The sequence below is a fragment of the Haloferax sp. Atlit-109R genome, assembly GCF_003665865.1.
Classification (GTDB): domain Archaea; phylum Halobacteriota; class Halobacteria; order Halobacteriales; family Haloferacaceae; genus Haloferax; species Haloferax volcanii.
On sequence record NZ_QPLO01000001.1, the window covers coordinates 1,288,559 to 1,302,320 of the forward strand.

Below are 13,762 nucleotides of genomic sequence, written 5' to 3' on the forward strand. Positions count from 1 at the left end.
CCCCCGTTCGCCCGGCGGCGCGTTAACACATGTGGTCGCGGGTCGGATTCGCAACGTTTGACTCGGGGGCGACTGAGTTCGAGGTAGTGACTCGCCGCCTCTTCGGAACTCTCTGCGGACTCGTCTTCCTCGTCAACTTCGGCCGCGTCGCGTTCCCGCCGCTCGTCGAGACGCTCCAGACCCAGTTTTCTGTCGGCCCGGCGACCATCGGCGTCGTGACGAGCCTCGTCTGGCTCGGGACCGCCATCCCGCGCATCCCCGTCGGCTACCTCCTCACGCGCGTCTCGCGGTCGAAGGTCGTCCTCGGGTCGGGCACGCTCCTCGTCGTCGCCGCGGCGTTCACCGCGAGCGCGACGTCGGTGCTGACGCTCCAAATCGGCGCGTTCGGCCTCGGCCTCGCCTCGGGCGCGTACTTCGTCTCCGCGACCCCGCTCGTCGGCGAACTGTACCCCGAGCGCGTCGGCCGCATGGTCGGCATCCACGGCGCGGCCAGTCAGGTCGCCGCCGTCGTCGCCGCGCCCGTCGTCGTCTTCATCCTCGCGTCGTACTCGTGGCGCGAGACGTTCTGGGTGCTGGCGGCCGCCGGCGCGCTCGTGACGCTCCTGCTCTACGCCGTCTCCCGCGACGGGAGCGCGGGGGCCGGCACGGGCGCGGACCGCGACTTCTCCGCCGCACTCGGCCACTGGAAGCTCATCCTCACGGGCATCCTCCTCATCGCGCCCGCGGGGTTCGTCTGGCAGGGCCTGTTCAACTTCCTCGTGTCGTACATGACGCAGGCGAAGGCGTTCGACGCCGCCACCGCGAGCACGATGCTCACTATCGTCTTCGCGGCCGGCGTCCCCGCGTTCTCGCTGTCGGGCCGCCTCGCGGACAACCTCCCGCACGTCCCGTACATCTTCGGCCTGCTCGTCGCTTTCATCGGCGCGCTCGTCGCCCTGACGTACGCGCAGGGCTTCGTCGCCGTCGCGGCCGTCGTCGCGGTGCTCGGCTACGTCATCCACAGCCTGTTTCCCGCGCTGGACACGTTCATGCTCTCGTCGCTGCCGAGCGACGCCCGCGGGAGCGCCTACGCCGTCTTCAGCGGCGCGGCGCTCCTCTTGGAGGCCAACGGGAGCGGCGCGGTCGGCTTCCTGACCGAGGCGAACTACGCCTTCGAGGCGGTGTTTCGGACGCTCGCCGGGGGGCTCGCGGTGTTCGTCGCCGCGCTCGCCGTCCTCTACGCGGTGAACCGGCTCCCCGGTGTCGACCGGGCCGACCTATCGAGTGACTGATAGACGAAACGATTTACTTCCCCCCACCCGTGATGTCAGTTGTATGTCAGGGTCGCGGCCGACTGACGGGAGCGTCGATACGACCGGTGAGTCAGACCCCCGGGTTCACTGGCTCGACGACGACGAGACGGCGCAACTCCTCGGGAGCCTCTCCTGTGACACCGCCCGCGACCTGCTGTCGTGTCTGCAAGAGTCGCCCGCGACGGCGACCGAACTCGCGACGCGGGTCGACACCTCCGTCCAGAACACTCGCCACCATCTCGGGAACCTCATCGGCGCAGACCTCGTCCGCGTCGCCGACACCCGCTACTCAGAGAAGGGTCGCGAGATGAAAGTGTACGCCGCCGCCGCCCCGTTCGTCGTCTGTATCGGCGGCGACGGGGACGACCGCGAGGCCTTCGCTGAGGTCGTCTCCGCGTTCCTCGAATAGCTCGGTTCGCCTCGCGTCCCGTGCGCCGGGGGCTCGCTCTCGCGCGAACGTTCAAGTACGGGTCCGCGACCAGTCACCGACACCCCTATGGCCGTCGCAACTGGACCACAGAGCGTGACCTGGCAGGAGGTGTTCGGCCACCCGGAGGCGTACCCGGAGCAGGCCGACGGAATCGAAACCGCGATACAGACCGCCCGAGACGACGGGTTCGCCGTCGTTGAGGGCGCGTGCGGGACCGGCAAGACGATGCTCGCGCTCACCGCCGGCATCGACCTCGTCCGCGACCCCGACTCCGACTACGAGCGCGTCTTCGTCCTCACGAGCGTCAAGCAACAGCTCCGGCAGTTCGAGGCCGACCTCCGAACCATCAACGAGAACCTCCCGACCGACTGGAAGCCCGTCTCGGGGCTCACGCTCGTCGGCAAGTCCGACGTGTGTCCTTACAGCCGCGAGGGCTGCGGCGGCATCGACGACGCGACCGTCTACGACCGCTGTGAAGCCCTCCGCGACCGGACCCGCGGGCTCGTCGGCGACGGCGGCCGGACCAGCGCCGAGGCGCTCGCCAAAGACGCCCGCGAGCAACAGACCGGCCTCCTCGACACCGGCTCGACGGCCGCGGGCCCGGACTACCTCGAAACCGCGGGCGACCCGACGCCGTACCCGACGTCGATGCCGGAGTACGAGGACGTGGAGTACTGCCCCTTTTACGCGAACTTCCTCGCTGACCTCCCCGAGGACGGCGACCCAATCGAGGCCGTCCCCTTCGACTTCGACGACAAGGGACTCGTCGGGACCGAAGACCTCGTCTCGCTGGCCGCGGGCGCGGGGTCGTGTCCGCACTCCGTGATGGGCGCGCTGTTGCCCCACGTCGAGGTCGTCGTCGGCAACTACTACCACGCGTTCGACCCGACGACCGTCGGCACGTTCACCGGCGCGCTCGTCGACGACTCGACGTTCGTCATCTGCGACGAGGCGCACATGCTCGAACCCCGCGTCCGCGACCTCGTCTCCGTCGGCGTCGGCGACCGGACGCTCCGCGACGCCGAAAGCGAGTTCACGCGCGTCATCCAGCCCGTGAAGTTCGACGACGCCGGCAAGTCCACCGTCGACGCCGACCTCGTCCGCGGGGAGCTTCAGGAGGCCGACGTGACGCTCCGCGAACTGGAGGAGACCCGCGACTTCATCCGCGACCTCCGCGAGGAGCTCGACCGGCGCGTGACCGCCCATCTCGACCGCGAGTACGGCGGCTGGCGCGCCGACCCGACCGAACTCGACGACGAGGAGCTCCCGCTCCGCGACCCCGAGGAGCCCGGCGTCGACGAACTCACCGAGTGGGCCGAGGAAAGGGGCCACGACGAGGGAACGTGGGTCCGCGCCGAGGCGACCGGCTCGGCGGTCGCCCGCATCCTCGACTCGGTCGAAGAGGACGACAAGCGCCGGGCCGCCCCCGCGGCGGGGCGGGCGCTTTCGACGTGGGCCTACGCCGATCACGAGAAGCACTTCCGCGAAATCGAACTCGAACGGACGTGGGACGAGATGGAGCCGCCGGAGTCGTGGCGGCGCGCGTACAACGCCCGGCTGTCGGTCCACAACTGCGTCCCCGGCGAGGCCATCGCGGAGCGCCTCGGCGACTTCGGCGGCGGCGTCCTCATGAGCGCGACGCTCGAACCCATCGACGTGTTCCGGCGCGTGACCGGCCTCGACGCCCTCGCCGACGACGGCCGCCCGGTGGCCGAGCGGACGTTCGGCCTCGGCTTCCCCGAGTCGAACCGCGCGAGCTTCGCCGTCGACGTGCCGAAGTTCACCCACAGCAACCGCGGGCCGCCCGGCGAGGAAAACGAGACGCGACTGGCGTACACCGACGCCGCGGTCGAGGTGTGCGAGCGGTCGCCGGGCAACGTCCTCGTCGGGATGCCGAACTACGCCGAAGCCGAGTGGATGGCGGGCGCGCTCGAAGCCCGCGTCGATAAGCCCGTCCTCCTCGACGAGTCGTCCGACGACGGTGCGACGGAGCGACTCAAGCGCGACTTCTTCGGCGGCGAGGGGAAAGTGCTCGTGACGAGCCTCCGCGGCACGCTCACCGAGGGCGTCGATTACAGCGGCGACAAGCTCTCGGCCGCGGTCGTCTGCGGCGTCCCGCTCATCAACACGTCGTCGCCGCGGACCCGCGCGGTGAAGACCGCCTACGACCGCGAGTTCGGAGACGGCTTCGAGACGGCCTTGACCGTTCCCGCGGTCAGAAAGGCGCGACAGGCCATCGGGCGCGTCATCCGCGGCACCGACGAGGTCGGCGTCCGCGTCTTCGTCGACGCTCGGTACGCCCGCGACTCGTGGAACGGCGTCCGCGACTACCTACCGGCACAGGAGCGCGAGGAGTTCAGACCCGTCAGCCCGGACATGCTCGGCTTCGGCCTCGACCAGTTCTGGTCGTCGGTCGAGTAGTCGCGGCCGGGGTCGCGCCGCGGCGGCGAGCGGACAGTCGTCAGGAGAGCGTCAGCGTTCGTCGTCCCACGCGTCCCGGCAGTCGTCGTCGCAGAAGTGCCGCGCCTGCACAGCGTCGTCTTCGACCCACGTAACGACGTGATGCGTCGGGTTGTTCGCAATCGGCTCCCCGCACGTCGCGCAGGTCGGGGCGTCTTCCGGGTCTACGTTCGCTTCCAAATCGGACGTGGGATCGACCATTGACACCCAGATGGCGGTTCCGGGCACTTCAACCCGTCTCCGCCGGCAGAAGTCGCCCGACGGCGCGCCAGACAGCGCGCCCGACGCAACGAAACTGTGGAATCCACACCTGCGCGTCGGTGTGCACGGCTATGTATCACTCCGTACTCCCACTTGGTGCAACGTTTTGTAACCCACCGGTATTGTCAATGCCTACCACACTTAGTGAAGGTTATGTAATCACGGTCGCGTTTGTGTACGTGACGGCGAATGTCCGAACTGCCCGCATCTCAGAACTCGGTTGCAGGGACCACTGACCGCGCCGGCGCGGATACCACCGGAGACCGCTTCCTCCATAGTGTCGTCGTCTCCTATCGAGGGAGCCCGGACCAGGTCACCGTCTACCCCCGACGCGATAGCTGCTGCGACCGGATGGAGGCGTGGTTGACCGCCGACGCCGACGCGTTCGTCTCGCTCGACGAGATGTGCTGAGTCGTCGACGCCGACGCGGTCGATGCGCCGCCGACGAGCGTTTCCGCCGCCGCTCGCCCCCCTCCGACGCCGCGTCGGCTCAGCCGACGAACTCGGCGTCGGACAGCGTCTTTTGTACCGCTTCTTCGCCCACAGCCGCCGCCAGCGCCTCGAAGCCGGCGCGCTCGGCGCGGTCGCGGGCGTTCGCCACCAGCCGCGAGACGATGAACTCCGGCGTGGACTTGCCGACCGTCCCGAACCGCGGCTGGTAGTCCACGCGCAGTTCCAACTCGTCGGTCAGCCCCTCGGCGAAGATGCCGTCGATGCGCGCCTCCGGCGGCAGCGGGCTCAGTTCGTCCGCGAGGTGCGTGACGTAGACGCCGAAGGCGTCGCGCTCGACGGTGAGGTTCACGAGGCCGTTGAGCAGGTCGGCCGCGCGCCCCGGCTCGGTGATGGCCTCGAACTCGTCGACGAGCATCAGCGTCCGCCCGTCGCCCGACAGCGGCGGGACGATGGACTTGAGCGTCGATTCGAGCACGCCCGCGTTGAAGCTCGCGTGCCGGCGGTGGAACACGACCGAGTCGAACCGGCCGACGACCGCCGACTCCGCGGGGACGGGAAGCCCCATCGACGCGAGGATGGCGACCTGCGAGAGCGTCTCCAAGAGCGTCGTCTTCCCGCCGCTGTTGGCCCCCGTGAGGACCGACACGCGGTCACCGACCGGCGGCGTCGGCCCCGACGCGCACGCGAGTTCGTGGTCACCGACGGCGTAGGAGACCGGCTGTGGGTCGTCGATAAAGAGGCTGCGCGCGCCGCAGACCGCCAGCCCCGTCTCGGCGATGTCCGGCGGCGTCAGGTCGTACTCGTCCGCGAACCGCGCGAGCGACAGCGACAGCGCGACCTCGTCGACGGCCTCGACCGCGAGGTCCACGTCGTCGCGGGCGGCCCAGATGCGGTCGCGTAGCTCCTCCGCGACGGTCTCCTCGCGGGCGGCGGCGTCGGCTTCGAGGTCCTCGACGAGCGCCCGGAGCGACGCGCTCACGAAGTCGGTCGCGTCGCGGGCGTCCTCGGCGGCGACCGCCTCGACCTCGCCGCGCGAGAGGTCGGTCTCTTGGGCGACGTACTGGACGAACGCGGCGCGGAAGTCGTCCAGCGAGCGGACGCCCCGCGACTGGACGGTTTCGAGCACGTCGAACGAGCCGGATTGGAGTTCCTTCGCGGTGTCGAGTCTGCTCCGCAGGCTGTCGAGGCGGTCGTCGGCACCCGCGGCGACCGAGCCGTCGTTGTCGACGTAGCCGAGCACCCCGAGCGCATCGCGGAGGGCGTCGGGGTCGGCTTCCGCGAGCGCGTCGAACGGCTCGCCGCGGAGTCCGGCCTCGCGGAGTTCGAGCGCCGCGCGAACGGCGGCGCGTTCGGTCTCGCCGGCCTCGTCGTAGTCGCGGAACGCCGCCTCGATAGCGTCGCGGGCGTCGTCGTCGAGGTCGGCCCACGCCTCCCGCGCCGCGAGGATGCGATCGAGGCGGTCGCGCCGGGCCTCGACGGTCGGCAGCGGCGTCAACACGCGGATGCGGTCGGCGGCGTGTTCGGTCAGCGCGCGGTCGCTCGCCAGCGACAGCAGGTCGTCGTACACGTTGCGGGCGTCGCGGGTCGCCAGCGCGTCGATGCCGGCCTGCCCGTCGGCGCGGCGGAGGATGCGAACCGCCCGCCCGCGGGTGACGCCGGCGTCGACGAGCGCCCGCACGTCGGCCGACTCGATGGCGGCGACCGCCCCCTCCCTGCCGAGCGCCGATTCCAGTCGGTCCGAGGTCTTCGGGCCGACGCCCCAGTAGTCTTCGAGTCGCATACCGGGGGCGTCTCACCGGGCGCTCTTAGGTCCACCCGTCGGGCGGTGCCGCCGCTGTTCGAGGAGCGGGCCGCGAAGAAAACTCAGTACGAGGGGGCGCGCTGGTCGGTGTCCGTGCTGGCCGTCTCGTCGGACCGGAGCAGGTGTCGGCCGGGCACCGCCTCCGCGTCGCGGTCGAGGTCGCGGGCCGCGCAGACCGCGAGGGTGGTCGTGAGCGTGCGGACGGCGCGCTCGTGGTCGGCGCGGCAGTCCCGGAGGGCCATCGGGCCGATTCCCAGTCGGTTGTACGGTTCGAGGTCGGCGCTCGTGAGTATCCCGCCGTCGCGGTAGTCCGTGGCGATTTCCACGAGCAGCGAGTGGACGTGGATGAGCTCGTTTTTCTTCATTGGTTGCACGTATGTGCTCATCGGGGGTAAATGACGCGGTGAAGCGTTTTTTCGGTCTTGTATCTGCCTCGGCTAGAAATGAATGTATCTGTCGGAGACACGAACGAAACACCCGCGGCTCGTCGGTCGATTCCGCGGAAAGGGAGTTGGGGTTTGGGCAGGGACACGTCCCCTGGGCGGAGAGAGGGGGTGGGTTGTCGATTCCGCCGTGGGGGCGTGCGGGCACGACGAGTGACCCGGGCAGGTCACTGTGGCCATATAGTCGAATGGAACGGTTAGTAGTAATTCACAACCCTACGTGGTTAGGCTCGATTCGAGCCGACCGAGAAACGCACAAGTCGGTGGGGGTTAGAGTCGGGGTATGCACGCACGACGGGACGCCGGTCCGCGGGGGGGTCGAGAGGGATGACAGACGGCTCTCCGCGGTCGGTCGACGAGCCGTCGGCGGCCGAGCGCGAACTGCGCCAGCGGCTCGACATCCTCGCGACGTTCAACGAAGTGATTGCGGACGTGAACGAGACCATCGTCGACGCCGCCGAGCGGGCGGACATCGAACGGCAGGTCTGCGAGCGACTCGTTCAGACCGACGAACTCCGGTTCGCGTGGGTCGGCGTCGTCGACGAGACGACCGGCGACGTGGAGCCGACCGCGTGGGCCGGCGACGAGGACGGCTACCTCGACGAGATAGACGTGTCGGTGGCGGGGGACCGGCCCGAGGGTAACGGTCCCGTCGGCCGCGCGGTCCGGTCGAACGCGGTGCAGGCGACCCACAGCATCCCCGACGACCCGGCGTTTGGCCCGTTCCGAGAGCCGGCGCTCGAACGCGGCTACGGCTCGGCGGCGTCGGTGCCGCTCGTCTACGACGGCGCCCGCTACGGCGTGCTCACGATGTACGCCGAACACGAGCGGGCGTTCACCGCGGAGCTCGACGAGCCGATTTCGAACCTCGGCCACGCCGTCGCCCACGGCATCGACACCCACGTCCGGCGGGAGCGCGAGCGCGAACTCGAACGCCGCGAGCAGGCGTTTTCGCGCATCGTCGAGAACATCGAGGAGTACGCGCTGTTCCGCCTCGACGCCGCGGGGCGCGTCGAGAGCTGGAACCGCGGCGCGGCGGCCATCAAGGGCTACGACGCCGACGAGATACTCGGGAAACACATCGAGACGTTCTACACCGACGAAGACGCCGAAGACGGCCTTCCCGAGCGCCTTCTCGACCGAGCACGGACCGAGGGCCGGGCGGAAAACGAGGGGTGGCGCGTCCGGGCCGACGGCACCCGATTTTGGGCGTCCGTCACCATCACCGCCCTGACCGACGACGCCGGCGAGGTCATCGGTTTCGCCAAGGTAACGCACGATATGACCGAGCGGAAGCGCCGCGAGCAACAGCTCGACGCGGTGTTCAACAGCACCGTCCAGTACATCGGACTGGTCGAGCCAGACGGCACGGTGCTCCGGGTGAACGACGCCGCGCTCGACCTCGTCGACGCCGACCGCGACGACCTGGTGGGGACGCGGGCGTGGGAGACGCCGTGGTGGCGCGGCGACGACGAGCGCGTCGCCGACCTCCGGGCCGCCCTCGACCGCGCGGCGGACGGGGAGTTCGTCCGCTACGAGGTCGAAATCGACCGCGAGAACACCGACCGACTGGTCGTCGTCGACTTCTCTGTCACGCCGGTCACCGACGACGAGGGCGAGGTGTCGTTTCTGGTCCTCGAAGGCCACGACATCACCGCCCGCAAGGAGCGGGAGCGGGAGCTGCGACGCGAACAGGAGCGACTGGAGTTCGTCAACCGCATCATCCGCCACAACCTCCTCAACGGCTTGAACGTGGTCGGCGCGCGGGCGGACATCGTCGAGGAGTTCGTGGACGACGCGGGGCTGACCCACCTCGACACGATACAGGGGCGCGTCCGCGAGATGACCGAACTCGTCGGGACGATGCGGACGTTCATGAAAGTCATCGTCGAGCGGGAGTCTCACGAGTTCCGCCCGCGTCGAATCGACGAGGCGGTCGGCCACGGCGTGGAGTCGCTCCGGCGGGAGTCCGACGCCGCGAGCGTCGCCGTCGGGCGACTGCCGGAGATCTCGGTCGTCGCCGACGACCTGCTGGACGAGGTCGTCGAGCACCTGCTGAAAAACGCCGTCCAGCACAACGACAAGCCGGACCCCGCGGTCGAAGTCGAGGTGGCCGCCGGCGACGACGCGGTCGAACTCCGCGTCTCCGACAACGGGCCGGGCGTCCCCGACGAGGAGAAACACCGCATCGTCGACCAGCGCATCGAGGACCTGTCGAACCCGGGCAACGGCTTCGGGCTGTTTCTGGTCCGCGAAATCGTCGAGAGCTACGGCGGCACGGTCGAAATCGAGGACAACGACCGCGGCGGAGCCACGTTCGTCGTCACGCTCCCGCGGGCGTGAGTTCGCCCCCGAACAGGACCGCTTCAGTCGGGGAGTAATCCGACTGCGAAGACCGCCGACTCGGGTCGCCGTACCGCCTAAATTCCACCTGTTTCGATGGGCAGATATATTACCGTCCGCCGTTACTGTGTGTTCGATACGATGGTCACCGAACGCTCGGCGCGCGAGAGCCCCGACCAGCGGGCCGCCGAGCAGGTCGTCCTCGTCGTCGACGACGACGAGGACCTCGCAGACACCTGCCGGTACTGGCTCGACGGCGAGCGGTTCGCCGTCGAGACAGCCTACGGTGGAGCGGAAGCGCTCTGCCGACTCGACGACACGGTCGACGTGGTCCTCCTCGACCGCCGGATGCCGAACGTCACGGGCGACGACGTGCTCGAAGAGATTCGCGAGCGCGGCCTCGACTGCCGCGTGGCGATGATGACCGCGGTCGAGCCGGACACCGACATCGTCGAGATGCCGTTCGACGCCTACCTCGTCAAGCCCGTCTCGGAGTCGGAGGTCAAAGAGACGGTCGAAGAGCTGCTCGTTCGGTCGGGGTTCGAGTCCGGGGTCCGCGAGTACTTCGCGCTCGAATCCACCGAGGCGGCGCTCGACAGCCGCGACGTAGAGGAGCTTCGCGAGCCGGAGGCGCTTTCGGACCTCCGCAGTCGCTTGGAGGCGGTGCGGGCCGAACACGAGGCGGCGATTCGAAACCGCGAGGCGCAGCTCGACCGCCTGAACCGAACGAACGAACTGCTCCGCGACGTCGACCGGGCGCTCATCGACGCGCGGACCCGCGACGAAATCGAACAGACCGTCTGCGACGTGGTCGCGGACGCGCACGAGGCCGCCGTCGTCCTCAGGCGCACCGCCGCCGGCACGCTGCGGTGTACCGCGGCGGCGGGCCACGGTCTCGACCCCGCGGGCGTCGACCTCGACTTCGTCGACGAGGCGTTCGGCGTCGACGGGGCGGTCGAAGACGGCTTCGTCTTCGAGGATATCTCCGAGGCGCACCGCGCGGCCGTACTCGGCGACGACGCCGACGACCTCGACGCGGTCTCGGCGCTCTGTGTTTCCATCGACTACCGCGAGACGATGTACGGCGCGCTCGTCGTCTACGACGAGACCGACGGCTTCGACGACGAGTCCGCGGGGCTGTTTTCCGACCTCGGGGCGACCGTCGGCAACGGCATCAACGCGACCCAGAGCAAGCGGCTTCTCAACGGCGACAGCGTCGTCGAACTGGAGTTTCAGGTCGGCCGCGACGCCGGCGTGCTCGCCCGCCTCTCGGCGGCGCTCGACTGCCAACTCTCGCTCGACGGCGTGACCCGCCTCGACGACGGTCTCGCTTGCTTCGTCAGCGTCGCGGGCGCGTCGGGCAGCGACGCGGTCGCGGCCGCGGTCGACGCCGACGGCGTCTCGCAGGCCCGCGTCGTCTCCGAGGGCGACGGGGAGTCCGTCGTCGAACTCCGCACCGACGCCGAGGCGGCGCTTTCGACCGCCATCGACCACGGCGCGAGCGTGGAGCAACTGACGCTCTCGGAAGGGACCGGCAGTCTCGCGCTCCGCGTCGCGGCCGACGCCGACCACGGCGCGCTCGTGGAGGCGGTGGCGACGGCCGCACCGGGCGTCTCAGTCGTCGCGAAGCGCGAGGTCGAGCGGTCCGTCCAGTCGCCCGACTCCTTCCGGCGGGCGCTCGACTCGAAGCTGACCGACCGGCAGCGGACGGTCCTCGAAACGTCGCTCGTCTCCGGCTACTTCGAGTGGCCCCGGGGGAGCACGGCCGAGGAGGTCGCCGACTCGCTCGGTATCTCGCCGCCCACGCTCCACGAGCACCTCCGGACGGCGGAGCGAAAGCTCATCGAGACGTATTTCGACGAGCTGAATCCAGCGCCGGCGGACGACTGAGGCGGGCGGGAGCGAGCGACCGAGGAGAGTTAGTCGAGTGTTGCTTCGGGCGTGTCGTCGATGAGTCGAGCGGCGGCGTCGAACACGTCGCCTTTGGTGACGGGTTTCGTGAGCACGTCGTCGACCGGGAGGGCGGTTAGCTCGTCGTCGGGCGTGGCGCTGAGCATGACGACGCCGAACGACGCCGGGTCGGCTCGGCGGCGGAGTTCTTCGAGGACGGACTCGCCGGAGAGACCGGGGAGGTTGCGGTCGAGAAAGACGAGGTCGACGTCGTCGTCGAACGACTGGAGCGCCTCGCGCCCGGTGTAGGCGACCCGGACGCGGTAGCGTCGTTCGAGCCACAGCGCGAGGCTGTCGGCGAGGGCGGCCTCGTCGTCGACGAGGAGGACGGTCGGCGCGTCGTGAGTGTGAGTCTGTGTCATGGCTCGGACCGTGGCTACGGTGTCTCGGAGGCGGTCGTGCGGACTCGGAGGCGGCCGGTCGAGAGCGGTCGTCGAGCGGCGCGGGTGTCGCTCACGCGTCGTTCATGCGCTGCGACTGCGTGTTGCCACAGCGCGTACAGCGCGTGACGCGGTACGGCTCGCGGGAGAACTGACGGTTCTCGCGCTTCCGACTCTCCGTCTTGATTTCGATGGAGACGTCGTGCGGCGTCCGCGACTCACACGACGGGCACTCTTCGACGAACTCGTTGTTTCGGGGACTGCTTTTACTCTTCGACATACGGTGGTCGTGGCAGTAGCTATGGACCCTATGCGGTTGAATACGGAACCTAATTGATTTGGGACGCGGACCAATCGAGGGGCGGCGGCCGCTCGTCGGCCGAGAAGACCTACTCCGCGGGGACGATTTTCTCGTCGTACTTGTCGCGGAACTCCTGGATGAGCGTGCCCATCTGGGCGTACCAGTCGTTGAGCATCCGCTGCATATCGTCCGCGACCTCGTTGGGGTCGGTCGGGTGGTAGACGTGGTAGTAGCCGCCGTGTTCGTAGTTCACCTGTTGTTTCTGGATGAGGCCCGCCTGCAACAGGCGCTGGATGGAGCGGTAGGCGGTCGAACGCTCCCGTTCGACCGCTTCGGCGACCTCGTCGACGGTCAGGCGGTCGTCGGTCTCGACGAGCACCTCGAAACACCGTCGGTCGAGTTGCTTCAGTCCGTGGAGACATTCGAGGAGTCCCTCACACTCCATGTCCGATTGCAGGTATTCGACCATCGAGCTAGCCATTGTCGGTTCGGGCTACGTGGTCAGCCCTGAAAAGGGTTTGTATAGTTTGCACAACACCGAGTGGGAGACGGCGACCCGGTGTGGCGGATTCGCGTTCGATGCGAGTGCGGTTCGCGTTCGAGTCGGTGCGGTCAGTCGGCGGTCGAACTCCCGGCAGTCGAGGGCGCGCGCATGGACTTGACGGCGCTGTAAAGCACCGCGCCGGAGACCATGAGCGCCGACCCGAGGATGAGCGCGAGGCTGACGTAGTCGAGGACGCCCACGCCGAGATAGTTCCCGGCCTGTCGCACGGCGACAGCGAGCGCGCCGAGAAGCAGCATCAGGCCGAAGTAAATCTTGATTTCGTCCTCGTCGACGATGGAGGTCGCCGCGGAGCCGACGCGCGCGCCGAGCGCGGAGCCGGCGAGCAGCGGCGCGACGATAGAGAGGTCGACGCCGCCGGACTGCGCGTAGAGGAACGAGCCGATGCCGCCCGAGAACATGATTTCGAACAGGTCGGTCCCGACCGCGATGGGTACGGGGACGCCGATGAGGTAGAACAGGGCGGGCATCCGGATGAAGCCGCCGCCGACGCCGAGGAACCCCGAGAGGAGCCCCGTGGCGAACGCGACGAGCAGAATCATCCACAGCGAGACCTGCACGCCGCCGCGGAGCGTTATCATCGGCGGCAGCGAGTAGCTCTGAATCTTCTTCGCCAGCTCGGGGATATCGTCGGCGTCGACGTCGGCGTCGCCGTCTACGTCGTGGCTGACGCCGCCGCCGTCGCCGCCTTTCAGCGCCTCGTAGGTGACGAACAGCCCGATACCGCCGAGGAGCAGCACGTACGTGACGCTGATGATGTTGCCGGCGAGTCCGAGTTCTTCGAGGTAGAGGACGATTTCCTTCCCGACTTCGAGGCCGACCGTGGTCCCGATAATCATCGAGATACCGAGTTTGTAGTCGACTTGCCCGAGGTCGCGGTGTTTCAGCGTCGCGATGACGGAGGTCCCGAAGACGAACGCGAGCCCGGAGCCGACGGCCACGCGCGAGGGATAGCCCATGACGAGCAGCGCGGGCGTCACGAGGAACGACCCGCCCATGCCGAAGAAGCCGAACAGGACGCCGATGAGGACGCCGAACGCGACGAAAAGCGCCAGCAGCCCGGCCGACATGCCGAATAGCTCCAGC

General features: G+C 68.9%; 13 protein-coding genes. 6 read left to right on the forward strand and 7 right to left on the reverse strand.

The window, feature by feature from the left end; genetic code table 11:
• The first annotated feature begins 86 nt into the window (after nt 1-86).
• The 3 genes from DVK03_RS06790 (at nt 87) to DVK03_RS06800 (ending at nt 4,143) form a co-directional block, all read left to right on the forward strand.
• Nucleotides 87-1,271 carry an MFS transporter gene (locus DVK03_RS06790; RefSeq protein ID WP_115802532.1) on the forward strand — a complete coding sequence of 395 codons (1,185 nt, stop codon included), beginning with the start codon at nt 87-89 and terminating at the stop codon, nt 1,269-1,271.
• Nucleotides 1,272-1,314: 43 nt separating this feature from the next.
• The gene (locus DVK03_RS06795; RefSeq protein ID WP_006600329.1) at nt 1,315-1,701 is read left to right on the forward strand and encodes a winged helix-turn-helix domain-containing protein; all 387 of its coding nucleotides are present in this window, start codon (nt 1,315-1,317) and stop codon (nt 1,699-1,701) included.
• 87 nt (nt 1,702-1,788) lie between these two features.
• A complete protein-coding gene (locus DVK03_RS06800; RefSeq protein ID WP_115802533.1) occupies nt 1,789-4,143 on the forward strand; it encodes an ATP-dependent DNA helicase in 2,355 nt (784 codons plus the stop codon).
• Between the two features lie 51 nt (nt 4,144-4,194).
• Here the strand turns inward: DVK03_RS06800 and DVK03_RS06805 are convergent, their stop codons facing one another.
• Nucleotides 4,195-4,383 (reverse strand): hypothetical protein, encoded by a 189-nt coding sequence (locus tag DVK03_RS06805; RefSeq protein ID WP_004063509.1) that lies wholly within the window; start codon nt 4,381-4,383, stop codon nt 4,195-4,197.
• 249 nt (nt 4,384-4,632) lie between these two features.
• Between DVK03_RS06805 and DVK03_RS06810 the strand changes: the two genes are divergently transcribed.
• Nucleotides 4,633-4,854, forward strand: coding sequence for a hypothetical protein (locus tag DVK03_RS06810; protein ID WP_049922135.1), 222 nt, complete (start codon nt 4,633-4,635; stop codon nt 4,852-4,854).
• Nucleotides 4,855-4,933: 79 nt separating this feature from the next.
• Here the strand turns inward: DVK03_RS06810 and DVK03_RS06815 are convergent, their stop codons facing one another.
• Nucleotides 4,934-6,676, reverse strand: coding sequence for a DNA mismatch repair protein (locus tag DVK03_RS06815; RefSeq protein WP_115802534.1), 1,743 nt, complete (start codon nt 6,674-6,676; stop codon nt 4,934-4,936).
• 83 nt (nt 6,677-6,759) lie between these two features.
• The gene (locus DVK03_RS06820) at nt 6,760-7,062 is read right to left on the reverse strand and encodes a UPF0058 family protein (protein WP_004063505.1); all 303 of its coding nucleotides are present in this window, start codon (nt 7,060-7,062) and stop codon (nt 6,760-6,762) included.
• 405 nt (nt 7,063-7,467) lie between these two features.
• On the opposite strand from DVK03_RS06820, the gene DVK03_RS06825 reads away from it, so the two are divergent.
• On the forward strand, nt 7,468-9,483 hold the full coding sequence (locus DVK03_RS06825; RefSeq protein ID WP_115802535.1) for a PAS domain S-box protein: 2,016 nt from the start codon (nt 7,468-7,470) through the stop codon (nt 9,481-9,483).
• 141 nt (nt 9,484-9,624) lie between these two features.
• Nucleotides 9,625-11,373 (forward strand): bacterio-opsin activator domain-containing protein, encoded by a 1,749-nt coding sequence (locus DVK03_RS06830; protein WP_115802536.1) that lies wholly within the window; start codon nt 9,625-9,627, stop codon nt 11,371-11,373.
• 29 nt (nt 11,374-11,402) lie between these two features.
• Here the strand turns inward: DVK03_RS06830 and DVK03_RS06835 are convergent, their stop codons facing one another.
• From DVK03_RS06835 to DVK03_RS06850, 4 genes are all read right to left on the reverse strand, one after another.
• The gene (locus tag DVK03_RS06835) at nt 11,403-11,795 is read right to left on the reverse strand and encodes a response regulator transcription factor (RefSeq protein ID WP_006600324.1); all 393 of its coding nucleotides are present in this window, start codon (nt 11,793-11,795) and stop codon (nt 11,403-11,405) included.
• Between the two features lie 91 nt (nt 11,796-11,886).
• Nucleotides 11,887-12,093, reverse strand: a complete 207-nt coding sequence (locus tag DVK03_RS06840; RefSeq protein WP_004043580.1) for a hypothetical protein — start codon at nt 12,091-12,093, stop codon at nt 11,887-11,889.
• A gap of 109 nt (nt 12,094-12,202) precedes the next feature.
• Nucleotides 12,203-12,583 carry a helix-turn-helix domain-containing protein gene (locus tag DVK03_RS06845; RefSeq protein WP_004043579.1) on the reverse strand — a complete coding sequence of 127 codons (381 nt, stop codon included), beginning with the start codon at nt 12,581-12,583 and terminating at the stop codon, nt 12,203-12,205.
• Nucleotides 12,584-12,726: 143 nt separating this feature from the next.
• On the reverse strand, nt 12,727-13,746 hold the full coding sequence (locus DVK03_RS06850) for a sulfite exporter TauE/SafE family protein (protein WP_049896079.1): 1,020 nt from the start codon (nt 13,744-13,746) through the stop codon (nt 12,727-12,729).
• Nucleotides 13,747-13,762: the final 16 nt, after the last annotated feature.